This window comes from Pseudomonas wuhanensis (assembly GCF_030687395.1).
In the GTDB taxonomy this organism is placed as follows: domain Bacteria; phylum Pseudomonadota; class Gammaproteobacteria; order Pseudomonadales; family Pseudomonadaceae; genus Aquipseudomonas; species Aquipseudomonas wuhanensis.
In genome coordinates this window covers 3576594-3589801 of sequence record NZ_CP117430.1, presented here as the reverse complement: position 1 = coordinate 3589801, position 13208 = coordinate 3576594, and the positions used below count along the sequence as shown (strand labels likewise).

Genomic DNA, 13208 nt, shown 5'->3' with positions numbered 1-13208 from the left:
TGAAGCGTTATGCCAGAAGAAACGAGTGATGTGGTCTTGGGGCCGCTTCGCAGCCCGGCGGGAGCAAGCTCCCTCGCCACAGGGTGCGGTGATTATTTCGGATAAAGCGGCGGCAACCCAGTATCGCCAACCAGGTCTTGAACCCCTTCGGCCGTCGGGATCGCACGAATCGCGCGCCAGAGATCTTCGCCCTGCCAATACTGGCCGGTTTCGCTGTACAGCGCGCCATTCAGGCCATCGAGGGCGTCGGACAGCGGCACAAAACGCGCCGCCATGTCGGCCAGGGTTTCCGGTTGTTGCCGGGCCCAGGCGTCGAGGGCCTGGCGGGTGGCGTGGGAGTCGTTGGCCTGGCAGGCGCGTTTGAGGTCATCGAGCAGGGTGCGTGGGCTCGGGCCGGTCTGCGTCGCGCGCAGGATCGCCGGTTGCCAGCGGGCGCGCCACCACAGGCCGAAGCCCAGCAGCGTGGTGCAGGCCAGGATCGCCGTGCTGAGTTTCCACCACCAGAGGGCTTCGTTGCTGGCGCTGGAGACTGCCTGCGGGCTGCCCGCCGGAGTATCGACGATCAGGCTAGGATTGCTCGCCACTTGCAGCGTGCGGGCGGGCAGGCTGCTGTGTTCCAGGTGATCTTCGAAGGTGTTCCACCAGACCACTTCCACGCTCGGCAAATCAATGTTGCCGGTGCGGGTCGGCACCAGGGCTTCACGGTCCTCGCGACTGCCGATCAAGCCGCGATCGCTGCTCTGGTTGCCCAGCACCGGTTGATCCGGGTAGCGCCGCAGACCGTTGATCTCTGTGGCGGGCAAGGGTGGCAGTTGGGAGCTGGCGAGGCCCTCGGCGTTCAGGGTCAGGCTGCGGGTCAGCGAGTAGCCGACCTGCGCATTATCCGGTTCCGGGCTCCAGCTTTCGCTCAGGCTCAGGCTGCGGGCCGGCAGCCAGGGCACATCGGCGGGATAGGTGGCGGGTTTGGCCTTGACCGTCAGCGGGATCTCGGCGGATTTGACGCGCATCTGCTTGCCCGGTTTAGGCCCTTGGGGTGTTGCGTCCTGGGACGGCCGGGTATCGACCGGCGTGGCACTGAACATTTGCGCCGGAATAATCAATTCACCGCTGTGTTGCGGGTAGATCGCGTAGCGCATTTCGATCACGCCATGGCGCAATCCATTGATGACTTTTTCGTAGGTGCGCGACTCGCCCAACTGTTCGATGCGCGCATCGGGAATTTGTAACGGGGTCAGGCTGCTGTCGTCGTACAGCGACACAGAATGGTAGATGCGCAAGGTCAGGATCGCCTGAGCCTGCACATAGACGCTGTTCTGGTCGAGGCTGGCCTCGATGAACACCGGCGCCAGTGCGTTGCTGCTGTCCTGGGTTTCGCTTTCGATCACCTGGAGGGTAATCGGCTGGCTCTGGGCGTCGCCCAGTTGCAGCGACGGAATCACCACGCTGCCGTTTTGCCGGGGCAACAGGGTGATGATCCAGCGGGTGGTTGCTTGAGTGTTGCCGTTGAGCGTGTTCAGTTGGTTGACCTGACGGGTGCCGCGCACTTCGAACAGCGGCTCCAGTGGGGTCAGGTCGGGTTTGCCGAACTGGGTCACGTCGCTGGTTTCCAGGGTCAGTTCGACCGTCTCGCCAGAATTCAGGCGGCTGCGATCGACGCTGGCGACCAGCTCTGCAGCCTGGACCTGAGCGGTGCAGAGCAACAGGGCGGGCAACAATGCGAGCAAGAGGGCGGTGAAGCGGGTCATCGAGTTTTTTCCTGATCCTGATGTTGTTGCTGTTCGTACCAGAATTTGCGTCTGAGCAATTCGCCGGGGTCATCCGGAATCTTGCGCAGCCATTGCTCCAGCGCCTGGCGCTGTTCGCCTTCAATCATGTCGCTGGCCGGGCGCCGAGGTGGCGTGGTGCTTTGCTCATCCCCCAACTCGCTGCCCGGGACTTCATTGGCGCCCGGTTGCGGTGGCGTCGTGGGCGGCTGCTCGGCGTCCGGCGTGGTTTGCTCGGCGTCGGTTTGCGGCTCGCTATTGCTGGGTTGGGTGGCGCTGCCTGGCGGCGGTTCCTGGGTGATGGTTTCGGTTTTGCCCTCGGCGGTTTTGTCCGGCTCGACGGGCGGCGCTGAGGTTTTCTGCTTGAGCAGGCTTTCCACCAGTGCCTTGTTGGTCAGGGCCGGGCGCAGATCCGGCTGACGTTCCAGTGCTTGATCGTAAGCATCCAGCGCCGCTTCCAGCTCACCGCTTTTGGCCAGGGCGTTACCCCGATTGTAGTGGGCGTGGGCATCGGTGCCTTGGGCAAACCGCTGGGCGGCGCCACTGTAGTCGCCGGCTTCATAGAGCGCCACACCTTGCCACTGCGGATCTTCGAAATGCTGCGCGGCCTCGGCCGGGCGCTTTTGTTTGAGCAAATGCAGGCCCTGCTGATCGGGACGCAGCCACAGGTCTTCGAAGTCGAAGGCGTAACTCGGTTGTGGCAGCATGAACAGCAGCGGCAGGCAGAACAGCCAACCCCGGCGCCCGGCACAGGCGGCCAGCAATAATAGTGGCAGCAGCAGCCAGTATCCCTGATCGGCCCAAGTGTCGAGGCGTAATGTCTGGCCGTCGTTGCGCAGGTCCCGTGGGCCATCGAGCAGGCCAAGGCCGCGCAGGTCGGCATCGTCCAGACGCGCCTGGCGATAACGTCCGCCCAGGCCGTTGGCAAAGGCTTTCAGGCTGGGGCCGTCCAGACGGGGCACCAGAATTGCGCCCAAGTCATCCTTGAGGAAACTGCCGTCGTCCTGAGCGACCGGCGCACCTTCGGCGGTGCCGATACCGAGCATCAGAAATGGCGTGGACTTGTCGTCCAGCGCCTGACGAATCCCTTGGCGTTCTTGTTCGGTCAGCGACGAACCGATCAGCAGGATCCGACCCTGGCCGAGGGCGCCCTGATCCAGCAGCGCAAGGGCCTTGGCCACCGCCAGATCGGCACGATGACCGGCCAGGGGCATCAGCGACGGCTTGAGTGCATCCACGAGGTTGCGGCTGGTCGACAGGTCATCCGACAGCGGCACCAAGGTGTGGGCGCTGCCGGCATAGACGATGATTGCAGTCTGGGCGTCGCTGCGGTTTTGCAGCAGGTCGAACAGTTTGCGCCGGGCTTGTTCCAGCCTGTTCGGCGCACTGTCGGTGGCGAGCATTTCCGGGGTCAGCTCAAGCAACACCACCAGCGGGTCGGCGGGTTTCTGGCTGGTTTGCTCGACGCGCTGCCAGCTCGGCCCCAGCAGGGCCAGCACCGTCAACACCCAGGCCAGACCCAGGGCGACCCACGGCAGTTTGCTCTCGCGACCGCTGCCACCACTGAGCAACGCGGCATGGAAGGCCGGCGGCAGAATCATTTGCCAGCGGCCAGCGCGCTTCTGCCGATGCCAGAGTTGCCAGAGCAACCAGCCCAGCAACGGCAACAACAGCAGCCACCAAGGGCGGAACCAGTGCGGCCAGAGGGCAATCATCGGCGCCTCCGCAGGCGCAGGCGTTTGAGTCGCTGACGCCAGTCGGGCAGTTGCGATTGCAGAAACCGCTCTTTGGTAAACAGCTTCTTGGTAAACAGCCGTTGCAACGGGTTATCCGGCCAGCGCTCGCGAATGACCAGCAGCATGCTCAACAGCAGTGCCATCGCCAAAGGCCAGTGATACAACGCTTGGGCCGGGCGGGCCTGAGTGGGTTGCTGGGTCACCGGCTCCAGTTTGTCGAGGGTACGCTTGATCGCCTGCAACTCCTCGCCGTCGCGGGCGCGGAAGTACTGGCCGCCGGTGGCTTGGGCGATGGCCTTCAAGGCCGGTTCGTCGAGGTCCAGGCTCGGGTTGATGCCCAGGAATCCCAGGGTGCCGCTTTGTTCCGGATCGGCGCCGATACCGATCGGGTAGATTTTCACGCCTTCGTTGGCCGCCAGTCGTGCAGCGGTCAGCGGGTCAATTTCGCCGCCGTTGTTGGCGCCATCGGTGACCAGAATCAGCACGCGGCTTTGTGCCGGGCGTTGGCGCAGGCGTTTGAGGGCCAGGCCGATGGCATCGCCGATGGCGGTGTTTTTGCCGGCGATGCCGATCCGCGCTTCGTCGAGCCACACGCGAACGGTGTGCCGGTCGAAGGTCAGAGGCGCTTGCAGATAGGCCTGGCTGCCGAACAGGATCAACCCGACCCGGTCGCCGTCGCGACTTTCGAGAAAATCACCGAGCAAATGTTGCACCAGCGACAGTCGGCTGACGTCTTCGTCCTGCCACTGCATGTCGGGGAAATCCATGGAGCCGGACACGTCCACCGCCACCAGCAGATCGCGGCCGCTGGCGGCAACCGGCAGGGGGTCGCCGAGCCATTGCGGGCGCGCCGCGGCGATCAGCAGCAACAGCCACAGCAAAATGAACGGTGCTTGCTGACGCCAGGCCGGCAGATTCGCCCGGGCGCGGCGGCGAGCGAGGCCTTCGAGGTCGCTGAGGAAGCTGACTTTAAGCGCCGGTTCGCCACTGTCGGCCACCGGCAGCAGCACCCGCATCAGCCACGGCAGTGGCAGCAGGGCGAAGATCCACGGCCAGGCGAACTCAAACATGTTTGCGAATCCAGGTGTCGACGGCTTGCGTCAGGCCGGCAATGGCCTTGTCGTCGAGTTTGCATTCGGGTTTGTAGGCGCCTTCCACCAGCACCATCCAGCGCGTGAGGCCGGCGGCCGGGCAGCGGTTATCGAGGAACGCCAGCCATTTGCGCCCATTAAGGGTGTGGCTTTGGCTGTAGGGGTAGTGGTTGCGGCACAGACGTTTGAGCAAGCCATTGAGTTGCTGCAACCAGGCACCGGCCGGGGCGCCGTCGTAGGGCTTGGGCATCTGGGCGAGTTCGGCCAGCGCAGCGAGACGTACCGGGTCCAGCGGTTGTTCGGCGCGGACGATAGGGCGCTTGTTCGGGATGAAGCGGCGCAACTGCCACAGGCCGTAACCGATCAGCGGCAGCAATAACAGCAGCAGCCACCAGCCCGGCGCCGGCGGCCAGAAGCCGATGGGTGGCGGGGAAATCAGCGGTTGCAGTTGATCGAGGCTGCTCATCGGCCTTTCCCCGGACGCTGCGGGTTCAGGTATTCGCGCAGTTGCTCGACCATTTCGCTTTGGGTGCTCAACGGCATCAACAATACCCGTAGTTTCTGCGCCAGCAACTCCCAGCGGGCGATACGCGCCTCCGCTTGTGCGCGATAGGCCTGGCGCAAGTCGAAATTCAACGTGTCGAGTTCCAGCTGCGCCCCCCGTTCCGCGAAACGTAAAAGCCCGGCAGCGGGCAGGGCGTGATCCAGCGGATCGGACACGGGCAGCAGCAACAGGTCGCAATGGCGTGACAACAGGCTCAACTGCTGCTCGGCACCGTCGGACAAGGCGCGTTCGTCGCAAATCACAATCACCAGGCTGCCAGGGCGCAATACTTCCCGGGCGCGGCGCAGGGCAATGCCGAAGGCGTCGCGGTCCGGCTCGCGTTCGGTGTGCAGCGACTGATTGACCCGCACCAGTCGATTGAGCAATTGCAGCAGGCTCTGTTTACTGCGTCGCGGTTTGATCTCGTAGTGCTCGTCGTCGCCGAACACCAGCCCGCCGACCCGGTCATTATGACCCAAAGCGGCCCAGCCAATCAGGCTCGCCGCCTGGGCGGCCAGCACCGATTTGAACATCAGCCCCGAGCCGAAAAACAGCCGGCGGCTCTGTTCGACCATGATGAAAATCGGTCGCTCGCGTTCTTCGTGGAACAGCTTGGTATGGGGCTCCTGGGTGCGGGCGGTGACACGCCAGTCGATGCTTCGCACATCATCGCCGGCCTGATAGACCCGCACCTGATCGAAGTCCACCCCGCGCCCGCGCAGTTTGGAGTGGTGCAGGCCGATCAGCGGGCTGCGCTGGCTCGGCGTGGAAAACAGCTGCACTTCACGCACGCGATGACGCATCTCGATCAGCTCGGCGAGGCTGACGCGGATGCCCGGCTCGGGCGGCAGGAGGGCGCTCATCGGGGTCAAGCGACGGCTACGACGTCGAGAATCCGCTGGACCACCCGGTCCTGGTCGATGCCAGCGGCTTCGGCTTCAAAGGAAAGAATGATGCGGTGGCGCAACACATCGAACAGCACCGCCTGAATGTCTTCCGGGCTGACGAAGTCGCGACCGGCCAGCCAGGCGTGGGCCCGGGCGCAACGGTCCAGGGCAATGGAGCCACGCGGGCTGGCGCCGTAGGCGATCCATTCGGCCATTTCCGGGTCGAACTTGGCCGGGGTGCGTGTGGCCATGACCAGTTGCACCAGGTATTCCTCCACGGCGTCGGCCATGTACAACCCGAGGATTTCCTTGCGCGCGGCGAAGATCGCCTGCTGGCTGACCCGGCGTTCAGGCTTGGTTTCGCCATGCAGTGCTTCGCCGCGGGCCTGTTGCAGAATCCGCCGTTCGACGGCGGCGTCAGGGAAACCGATTTTCACGTGCATCAGGAAACGGTCGAGCTGGGCTTCGGGCAGCGGGTAGGTGCCTTCCTGCTCGATGGGGTTTTGCGTGGCCATGACCAGAAACAGCGGCGACAAGTCGTAGGTGCTGCGCCCGACGCTGACCTGGCGTTCGCCCATGGCTTCAAGCAGGGCCGACTGCACCTTGGCCGGGGCACGGTTGATTTCGTCCGCCAGCACCAGATTGTGGAAGATCGGGCCTTGCTGGAACACGAAGCTGCCGGTTTCCGGGCGATAGATTTCCGTGCCGGTGATGTCGGCCGGCAGCAGGTCGGGGGTGAACTGGATGCGATGGAACTGTGCTTCGATGCCCTCGGCGAGCTCTTTGATGGCCTTGGTCTTGGCCAGCCCAGGGGCGCCCTCGACCAGCATGTGGCCGTCGGCGAGCAAGGCGATGAGCAAGCGCTCGATGAGTTTTTCCTGGCCGAGAATCTGCGTTGAAAGAAAGGTTCGCAGCGCGAGCAGCGCTTCACGATGTTCCATCGATGACTGTTCCTGGAAAGGGTGAGCGAAGACGTTCGAATAACGCCAGGGCTGGGGGCGTTACTTTAATCCATCGCAGGGTGCGGCGACTAACGGCATTTTGTGCAAAGTGCGGGAATTGATGGGTGAAATTGTTGGAATTTTGTAGGGGGGCTGGGCGGTGGCTGTTCTGACCTCATCGCGGGCAAGCCCGCTCCCACAAGTTTCAGCGGTGCGCTTGCAATCTTTGCAACACATCAGATCCTGTGGGAGCGGGGCTTGCCCGCGATGAGGCCTGCCCGAACACCATCAGAGCTGGCTTATATAGGTGCCAGTGCCCTTGAGAATGTTCTGCAAGGTTTCTTCCACTTCCGCCAGATCCTGCGCATCGGTGCTGTGCAGGATTTCCAGCGAATCGTCACCATTGAGTGCATCGGCATCCGCCGCGGCAATTTCGATCAGCAAACGGCTAGAACTGAGCGTCACTTTCACCCCATCAAGGGTGGAGGGTTCGCCGTCGAGGGTGATTTCCAGTTCGTCTTCGTCCGGGTAGCGAGTCATCAGGAACATTTCGCCCTGTTCGCTGTGGCAGCACAGCATCGCCATGTTGTCTTCTTCGTCATCGCACGGATTGACGATCAAGAGGGGGGTGGTCATTTGCATGGGGATTTCCTGGGCCGACGAAGGTGGTGAGCACTACAAAAGGTGATTCTGCCAGCGCAGGGGAATTAATGCTCGCCCGAGTGTCAGAGAATGTGTCGTGAACACTCAGTGTGTTGCTGGTCATTTCTAGTACGCAGACACCGTAAATCAGGGTATAAACCGCCCGTTTTGCTGTGCGGCTGCTAGTGTTGTTCAAGGCGCAAGCCGCGCGCTGCGTACCGATGACCGAATATGTCGCAGCGCTGCAAGCATGGCCCTTGCCGCACTCGTTAAGCTGCGCAACGGATGAGCACCCGTAAAGGCATTGCCTGTTGCCTTGGCAGTCGTTTTTGCAGATGCCCATTTATGGAAGGTGAATGTGACCTGAGTGTCTCGTCCAGCTTCATCCACCTGTCATCCTGTTTCCTCTGCCCGAGAATCAGGAACAGGGTGACGGATTGCCCCGAAAGGGGTTTGCACGCGACGCTTCCATCAATAACAAGCCCAAGCGGAGTACCACAGATGGCGTTCTTCACCGCAGCCAGCAAAGCCGACTTCCAGCACCAACTGCAAGCGGCACTGGCGCAGCACATCAGTGAACAGGCACTGCCACAAGTGGCGCTGTTCGCCGAGCAATTCTTCGGCATTATTTCCCTCGACGAGCTGACCCAGCGTCGGCTGTCCGACCTCGCCGGCTGCACCCTTTCTGCGTGGCGCCTGCTTGAGCGCTTCGATCACGCGCATCCACAAGTGCGTGTCTATAACCCCGATTACGAACGTCACGGCTGGCAGTCGACCCACACCGCCGTCGAAGTGCTGCACCACGATCTGCCGTTTCTGGTGGATTCGGTGCGCACCGAGCTGAACCGTCGCGGCTACAGCATTCATACCCTGCAAACCACTGTGCTGAGCGTGCGTCGCGGCAGCAAGGGCGAGCTGCTGGAAATCCTGCCCAAAGGCACCCAGGGCGAAGGCATTCTGCAAGAATCGCTGATGTACCTGGAAATCGACCGTTGCGCCAACACGGCCGAACTCAATGTCCTGACCAAAGAACTGGAACAGGTTCTCGGTGAAGTCCGCGTCGCGGTCGCCGATTTCGAACCGATGAAAGCCAAGGTCCAGGAAATGATCCAAGGCATCGACAACAGCCAGTTCATCGTCGATGCCGACGAAAAATCGGAAATCAAGAGCTTCCTGGAATGGCTGGTGGACAACCACTTCACCTTCCTGGGCTACGAAGAATTCCAGGTGGGCGAGGATCAGAAGGGCGGTTACATCGAATATGACCAGGACTCGTTCCTCGGGCTGACCCGACTGCTGCGCGCCGGCCTGAGCGTCGATGACCTGCGCATCGAAGACTACGCCGTCAATTACCTGCGCGAACCGACACCGCTGTCGTTCGCCAAGGCGGCACACCCAAGCCGCGTGCACCGTCCGGCGTATCCGGATTACGTGTCGATCCGCCAGATCGATGCCGATGGCAAGGTCATCAAGGAATGCCGCTTCATGGGCCTGTACACCTCGTCGGTGTATGGCGAAAGCGTGCGGGTCATTCCTTACATCCGTCGCAAGGTCGAGGTCATCGAAAAGCGTTCGGGCTTCCAGGCCAAGGCTCACCTGGGCAAGGAACTGGCCCAGGTGCTTGAAGTGTTGCCGCGCGACGACTTGTTCCAGACCCCGGTGGACGAGCTGTTCACCACCGTGATGTCGATCGTGCAGATCCAGGAACGCAACAAGATCCGCGTGTTCCTGCGCAAAGACCCGTACGGCCGCTTCTGCTACTGCCTGGCCTACGTGCCGCGTGACATCTACTCCACCGAAGTGCGCCAGAAGATCCAGCAAGTGCTGATGGATCGCCTGAAAGCCTCGGACTGCGAGTTCTGGACCTTCTTCTCCGAGTCCGTGCTGGCCCGTGTGCAACTGATTCTGCGCGTCGATCCGAAGAACCGTCTGGATATCGATCCACTGCTGCTGGAAAAAGAAGTGGTGCAGGCCTGCCGCAGCTGGCAGGACGACTACGCGAGCCTGGTGGTCGAGAGCTTCGGCGAAGCCCAGGGCACCAACGTGCTGGCCGACTTCCCGAAAGGCTTCCCGGCCGGTTACCGCGAGCGTTTCGCCGCCCACTCGGCTGTGGTCGACATGCAGCATCTGCTGAGCCTGAGCGAAAAGAATCCGCTGGTGATGAGCTTCTATCAGCCACTGGGTCAGGTATCGGGCCAACGTGAGCTGCACTGCAAGCTGTATCACGCCGACACGCCGCTGGCGTTGTCCGATGTACTGCCGATCCTGGAAAACCTCGGCCTGCGCGTACTGGGTGAATTCCCGTATCGCCTGCGCCACAACAGCGGCCGCGAGTTCTGGATTCACGACTTCGCGTTCACCGCCGCCGAAGGACTGGAACTCGACATCCAGCAACTCAACGACACCTTGCAGGACGCTTTCGTCCACATCGTGCGTGGCGATGCCGAGAACGATGCGTTCAACCGTCTGGTGCTGACCGCCGGCCTGCCATGGCGCGATGTGGCGCTGCTGCGTGCCTACGCGCGTTACATGAAGCAGATCCGTCTGGGCTTCGACCTGGGTTACATCGCCAGCACCCTGAACAACCACACCGACATCGCTCGCGAGTTGACCCGGTTGTTCAAGACCCGTTTCTACCTGGCGCGCAAGCTCGGTACTGACGATCTGGAAGACAAGCAGCAGCGTCTGGAACACGCGATTCTGAGCGCACTGGACGATGTCCAGGTGTTGAACGAAGACCGCATCCTGCGTCGCTACCTGGACCTGATCAAAGCGACCCTGCGCACCAACTTCTACCAGACCGATGCGCACGGTCAGAACAAGTCCTACTTCAGCTTCAAGTTCAACCCGCACCAGATTCCAGAGCTGCCGAAGCCGGTTCCGAAGTTCGAAATCTTCGTGTACTCGCCTCGCGTTGAAGGCGTGCACCTGCGCTTCGGCAACGTCGCTCGTGGCGGCCTGCGCTGGTCCGACCGTGAAGAAGACTTCCGCACCGAAGTCCTGGGCCTGGTAAAAGCCCAACAAGTGAAGAACTCGGTCATCGTACCGGTGGGTGCGAAGGGCGGCTTCCTGCCGCGTCGCCTGCCACTGGGCGGCAGCCGTGACGAGATCGCGGCCGAGGGCATCGCCTGCTACCGCATCTTCATCTCGGGCCTGTTGGACATCACCGACAACCTTAAAGACGGCGTGCTGGTTCCGCCGGCCAACGTCGTGCGTCATGACGACGATGACCCGTACCTGGTGGTGGCGGCGGACAAGGGCACTGCGACCTTCTCCGACATCGCCAACGGCATCGCTATCGACTACGGCTTCTGGCTCGGCGACGCCTTTGCGTCCGGTGGCTCGGCCGGTTACGACCACAAGAAAATGGGCATCACTGCCAAGGGCGCGTGGGTTGGCGTACAGCGCCACTTCCGCGAGCGCGGCATCAATGTTCAGGAAGACAGCATCACTGTGGTGGGCGTCGGCGACATGGCCGGTGACGTGTTCGGTAACGGCTTGCTGATGTCCGACAAGCTGCAACTGGTCGCTGCATTCAACCACCTGCACATCTTCATCGACCCGAACCCGGAGCCAGCCAACAGCTTCGCCGAGCGTCAGCGTCTGTTCGATTTGCCGCGTTCGGCCTGGTCGGACTACGACACCAGCATCATGTCCGAAGGCGGCGGGATCTTCTCGCGCAGCGCAAAAAGCATCGCGATTTCCCCGCAGATGAAAGAGCGCTTCGACATTCAGGCTGACAAGCTGACCCCGACCGAACTGCTCAATGCCTTGCTCAAGGCACCGGTAGACCTGCTGTGGAACGGCGGTATCGGTACGTACGTGAAAGCCAGCACCGAAAGCCACGCCGATGTCGGCGACAAGGCCAACGATGCGCTGCGCGTGAACGGCAACGAACTGCGCTGCAAAGTCGTGGGCGAGGGCGGTAACCTCGGTATGACTCAGCTGGGTCGTGTCGAATTCGGCCTCAATGGCGGCGGTTCCAACACCGACTTCATCGACAACGCCGGCGGCGTGGATTGCTCCGACCACGAAGTGAACATCAAGATCCTGCTCAACGAAGTCGTGCATGCCGGTGACATGACCGACAAGCAACGTAACCAGTTGCTGGCGAGCATGACCGACGAAGTCGGCAACCTGGTGCTGGGCAACAACTACAAGCAGACTCAGGCCCTGTCCCTGGCGGCACGCCGTGCTTTCGTGCGCATCGCCGAATACAAGCGCCTGATGAACGATCTGGAAGGCCGCGGCAAGCTGGATCGCGCCATCGAGTTCCTGCCGTCGGAAGAAGCGATCAACGAGCGCCTCGCGGAAGGCCATGGGCTGACCCGTGCCGAGCTGTCGGTGCTGATCTCCTACAGCAAGATCGACCTCAAGGAAGCGCTGCTCAACTCCCTGGTGCCGGACGACGACTACCTGACCCGCGACATGGAAACCGCTTTCCCGCCGACGCTGGTGAGCAAGTTCTCCGACGCCATGCGCCGTCACCGTCTGAAGCGCGAAATCGTCAGCACCCAGATCGCCAACGATCTGGTGAACCACATGGGCATCACCTTCGTTCAACGACTCAAAGAGTCGACCGGCATGAGCCCGGCGAACGTGGCCGGTGCCTACGTGATTGTGCGTGACATTTTCCATCTCCCGCACTGGTTCCGTCAGATCGAAGCGCTGGACTATCAGGTTTCCGCTGACGTGCAACTGGAGCTGATGGACGAGCTGATGCGTCTGGGCCGCCGCGCTACGCGCTGGTTCCTGCGTGCCCGCCGCAACGAGCAGAATGCTGCCCGTGACGTCGCGCATTTCGGTCCGCACCTGAAGGAGTTGGGCCTCAAGCTCGACGAACTGCTCAGTGGCGAAATTCGCGAAACCTGGCAGGCCCGCTATCAGGCGTACGTCGCAGCCGGTGTGCCGGAGTTGCTGGCGCGCATGGTGGCTGGCACTACGCACCTGTACACCTTGCTGCCGATCATCGAAGCCTCTGACGTGACCGGCCAGGATCCGGCGGACGTGGCCAAGGCTTACTTCGCCGTGGGCAGCGCGCTGGACATCACCTGGTACCTGCAACAGATCAGCGCCCTGCCGGTTGAAAACAACTGGCAGGCCCTGGCCCGTGAAGCGTTCCGCGATGACGTCGACTGGCAACAACGTGCGATCACCATCTCGGTCCTGCAACAGGGCGACGGCACCCTGGACGTGGAAACACGCCTGGCGCTGTGGATGGAAGAGCACGAAGGCATGATCGAACGCTGGCGCGCCATGCTGGTGGAAATCCGTGCCGCCAGCGGCACTGACTACGCCATGTACGCGGTGGCCAACCGTGAATTGCTGGATGTGGCGTTGAGCGGTCAAGCGGTGGTGCCTGCCACTGCCAATACGACTGTCAGCGCCGAGCTGGAGCCGGCTGCCTGATAGGCGTTGAATGAAAAAGCCCCGTCTCGAAAGAGATGGGGCTTTTTTTTTGTCTGAGATTTGCAGCGGCTGGGCGGGCCTCTTCGCGGGCAAGCCCGCTCCCACAGGTATTGTGGGTGACTCAGGAGTTGAGCACGACACGGACACTGTGGGAGCGGGCTTGCCCGCGATGAGGCCGTCAGCATCACCTCGGCG

General features: G+C 62.2%; 8 protein-coding genes. 1 reads left to right on the top strand and 7 read right to left on the bottom strand.

Going from position 1 to position 13208, the window contains the following annotated elements; translation table 11 throughout:
- Positions 1–92: 92 nt before the first annotated feature.
- The 7 genes from PSH88_RS16290 to PSH88_RS16260 form a co-directional block, all read right to left on the bottom strand.
- Positions 93–1745 (bottom strand): BatD family protein, encoded by a 1653-nt coding sequence (locus PSH88_RS16290; RefSeq protein ID WP_305421526.1) that lies wholly within the window; start codon positions 1743–1745, stop codon positions 93–95.
- A complete protein-coding gene (locus PSH88_RS16285) occupies positions 1742–3478 on the bottom strand; it encodes a tetratricopeptide repeat protein (RefSeq protein WP_305421525.1) in 1737 nt (578 codons plus the stop codon). The genes PSH88_RS16290 and PSH88_RS16285 overlap by 4 nt, the downstream gene beginning before the upstream one ends.
- On the bottom strand, positions 3475–4569 hold the full coding sequence (locus PSH88_RS16280; protein ID WP_305421524.1) for a vWA domain-containing protein: 1095 nt from the start codon (positions 4567–4569) through the stop codon (positions 3475–3477). The genes PSH88_RS16285 and PSH88_RS16280 overlap by 4 nt, the downstream gene beginning before the upstream one ends.
- Complete coding sequence (locus PSH88_RS16275; protein ID WP_305421523.1) at positions 4562–5056, bottom strand: DUF4381 domain-containing protein; 495 nt, start codon at positions 5054–5056, stop codon at positions 4562–4564. The genes PSH88_RS16280 and PSH88_RS16275 overlap by 8 nt, the downstream gene beginning before the upstream one ends.
- Positions 5053–5997, bottom strand: a complete 945-nt coding sequence (locus tag PSH88_RS16270) for a DUF58 domain-containing protein (protein ID WP_305421522.1) — start codon at positions 5995–5997, stop codon at positions 5053–5055. Before PSH88_RS16270 ends, PSH88_RS16275 begins: the two co-directional genes overlap by 4 nt.
- A 5-nt stretch (positions 5998–6002) precedes the next feature.
- On the bottom strand, positions 6003–6962 hold the full coding sequence (locus PSH88_RS16265; protein WP_007901181.1) for an AAA family ATPase: 960 nt from the start codon (positions 6960–6962) through the stop codon (positions 6003–6005).
- A 288-nt stretch (positions 6963–7250) separates the two neighbouring features.
- A complete protein-coding gene (locus PSH88_RS16260; RefSeq protein ID WP_305421521.1) occupies positions 7251–7604 on the bottom strand; it encodes a hypothetical protein in 354 nt (117 codons plus the stop codon).
- A 501-nt stretch (positions 7605–8105) separates the two neighbouring features.
- Here PSH88_RS16260 and PSH88_RS16255 point away from each other — a divergent pair.
- A complete protein-coding gene (locus tag PSH88_RS16255) occupies positions 8106–13013 on the top strand; it encodes an NAD-glutamate dehydrogenase (RefSeq protein ID WP_305421520.1) in 4908 nt (1635 codons plus the stop codon).
- The last annotated feature ends 195 nt before the right edge of the window (positions 13014–13208 follow it).

Coding starts and splice junctions, on each gene's coding strand:
- PSH88_RS16285 (WP_305421525.1), bottom strand. CDS start 3,478: ATGATTGCCCTCTGGCCGCACTGGTTCCGCCCTTGGTGGCTGCTGTTG.
- PSH88_RS16260 (WP_305421521.1), bottom strand. CDS start 7,604: ATGCAAATGACCACCCCCCTCTTGATCGTCAATCCGTGCGATGACGAA.
- PSH88_RS16265 (WP_007901181.1), bottom strand. CDS start 6,962: ATGGAACATCGTGAAGCGCTGCTCGCGCTGCGAACCTTTCTTTCAACG.
- PSH88_RS16270 (WP_305421522.1), bottom strand. CDS start 5,997: ATGAGCGCCCTCCTGCCGCCCGAGCCGGGCATCCGCGTCAGCCTCGCC.
- PSH88_RS16275 (WP_305421523.1), bottom strand. CDS start 5,056: ATGAGCAGCCTCGATCAACTGCAACCGCTGATTTCCCCGCCACCCATC.
- PSH88_RS16290 (WP_305421526.1), bottom strand. CDS start 1,745: ATGACCCGCTTCACCGCCCTCTTGCTCGCATTGTTGCCCGCCCTGTTG.
- PSH88_RS16255 (WP_305421520.1), top strand. CDS start 8,106: ATGGCGTTCTTCACCGCAGCCAGCAAAGCCGACTTCCAGCACCAACTG.
- PSH88_RS16280 (WP_305421524.1), bottom strand. CDS start 4,569: ATGTTTGAGTTCGCCTGGCCGTGGATCTTCGCCCTGCTGCCACTGCCG.